Consider the following 2,122-nt stretch of genomic DNA (forward strand, 5'->3'; position numbering starts at 1 on the left):
CAGGTACTTACACTGTGGAAGGCGTCACCATACGCGATGTCTGCCGCCAGGCTGGCAATCCACAGCGACACGGTGGCGGCTGCGAACAGGAGCGCCTCCCGCATACATTTCGGACATTGGCCGATCCTGTAAAGAAATCCCATCTTGGGGGCGATGCTGACTGAATCACGCTTTTTCATGGTTCCCTCGTTCTTTTTTGACAACTCCGGGCGCTTCACTGCACGAACGTCAGTTCGGCTCTCTCTAGGCAGGCTTCATGTGTCAGTTGATCTCCAGAAACTGGTAACCACGTCTAACTCGCTGTCGCATGACCCAAATGGGGTGCTTTAAGAAGTCGCCCGATATCGGTCACTTTCGGGCAGCACTTGAGGCTTGAGGGGGCGCCAACGTCCGCCCTGGAACCTGACGGGAATAGCACCGTCCGTCAGGACACGTTGGACCGGGAGATTTCACCGCACAAGGCGAAGGTGGCGGACCTCCGGTTCGTGGACCAGCATGGCATGATGCAGAAGTCGTTCAGCATCTCATCCACTTCACCTGCGGTCAGTGCCTCTGAGTCGACGTTGGCGTTGACCTTGCCCCTCTGATCTAACCCGGTTTGAAGTTCGTTCTGGCCCATCGAGAGGACCAGGACATGAATCGTAGCCGCTTCTCTGAAGAGCAGATCATCGGAATTTTGAAGGAACACGAGGCCGGGGTATCGGTTGCCGATCTGTGCCGCAACCACGGGGTCAGTGACGCCTCGATCTACAACTGAAGGCCCGCTTCGGCGGGATGGATGTCTCCGAGGCTCGGCGACTGATGGCGCTGGAGGACGAGAACACGCGGCTGAAGCGGCTTCTGGCCGACGCCATGCTCGACAATGCCGCGTTGAAGGTCTTGTGGGAAAGAATGTATGGTCCGCCCCGTCCGTGCAAGGGTTCGCGACATCGCCGACGACGATTCCAGTTGCATAAATGTATCCGGCCTCTCGCGAGTGAGCTGCTGTTGCAGCCAGGCCATGATGAGATCCGCGCACGCCGCTCCCAATAAATGGTTCGGGCACGAAGCCCGCTTTTTTGCACAGGGCTTACGGCATGCTGATCCACTGTTTCGTCATCACTATTCCCGAGCCTTGCAATCGAGCCGGAGCGTCAGGCGAAAGCAGGGTCCCTGCGTTCGTAGAGCGCTCCCGGCTTGGTCAGGACAACCCAGACAATGCGCGCCATCTTGGCGGCAAGTGCGACAACGGCTTTGTTCGGGTGCATACGGCTCTGCAACCTATCAAGCCAGCTTCCCAGGCGATCCCGGGTTCGATCCAGGTGGCGAAAGCATGATCGCGCGCCATGAACGAGCAGCTTGCGAACGTAGCGGTTCCCGCGCTTGCTGATACCGAGTAGCTTCTGCTTGCCCCCGGTCGAGTATTCTCGAGGGACAAGCCCCAGCCATGCGGCCAGGTCGCGAGCCTTCTGGAACTGGCATCCGGTGCCGACGGCCGCCAGTTGTAGCGCGACAAACCGACAAACCTCTTGCGCACGACAATCAATGCCGCGATCATCACCACAGCCGCGACACTAGATTCTCATCCAGATTGACGCGCTCCTCTCTCCCGGTTTGTCGCGCTTCTCTATTCGGCGTGTTGAGGTCAAGCGCTATCGAGCTTTTCCGTGTCTCCGGCGTTCTGATGTCTTTCGCAGGGCCTTGCTTCTCTCCGGGATCGGCGTTTCGCCCTCCCAGTATGGGGTCAGGAGAATGAGGCGGCACAATCTACACATCGTCCTGGTCAGGGTGCGACCGGTACTAGCGCGACAACGAACTCGCCTCATCCATCGTCCCGCGAAGGACGTCCGTCCGCCAGCGAGCGGAACTCTCTGTCTCTCTCCTTCCCAGCCTTGTGGATCAGATGGCTGACGCCATGGTTTCCCGCGTCCAACGGAACTCGGTGCCGTCCAGCCACATCCGATGCATGACGACTCCCAGGCGACGTGCGAGCGCGACAATTGCTTTGCGCATTCCGCGCCGCTTGGCGACGTTCATCGCCCAGGCCTTGAGCCACGACCATTTCGTCACGCGAGTCATCAGCGTTTGGGCAGCCTCATAGAGCAACGTCCGCATCATGCCGTCGCCGCACAAGGATATGCAT

Annotated in this window: 3 pseudogenes; 1 reads left to right on the forward strand and 2 read right to left on the reverse strand. The window is 59.1% G+C overall.

Annotated elements, in window-relative coordinates:
* Positions 1 to 634: 634 nt before the first annotated feature.
* Positions 635 to 882, forward strand: a pseudogene (locus EOA24_RS35430) (transposase); the annotation flags it as partial.
* A gap of 251 nt (positions 883 to 1,133) precedes the next feature.
* Here the strand turns inward: EOA24_RS35430 and EOA24_RS35435 are convergent.
* A pseudogene (locus EOA24_RS35435) lies at positions 1,134 to 1,481 on the reverse strand (transposase); the annotation flags it as partial.
* Between the two features lie 397 nt (positions 1,482 to 1,878).
* A pseudogene (locus EOA24_RS35440) lies at positions 1,879 to 2,122 on the reverse strand (IS110 family transposase); the annotation flags it as partial.

The sequence above is a fragment of the Mesorhizobium sp. M2A.F.Ca.ET.039.01.1.1 genome (assembly GCF_003998035.1).
Classification (GTDB): domain Bacteria; phylum Pseudomonadota; class Alphaproteobacteria; order Rhizobiales; family Rhizobiaceae; genus Mesorhizobium.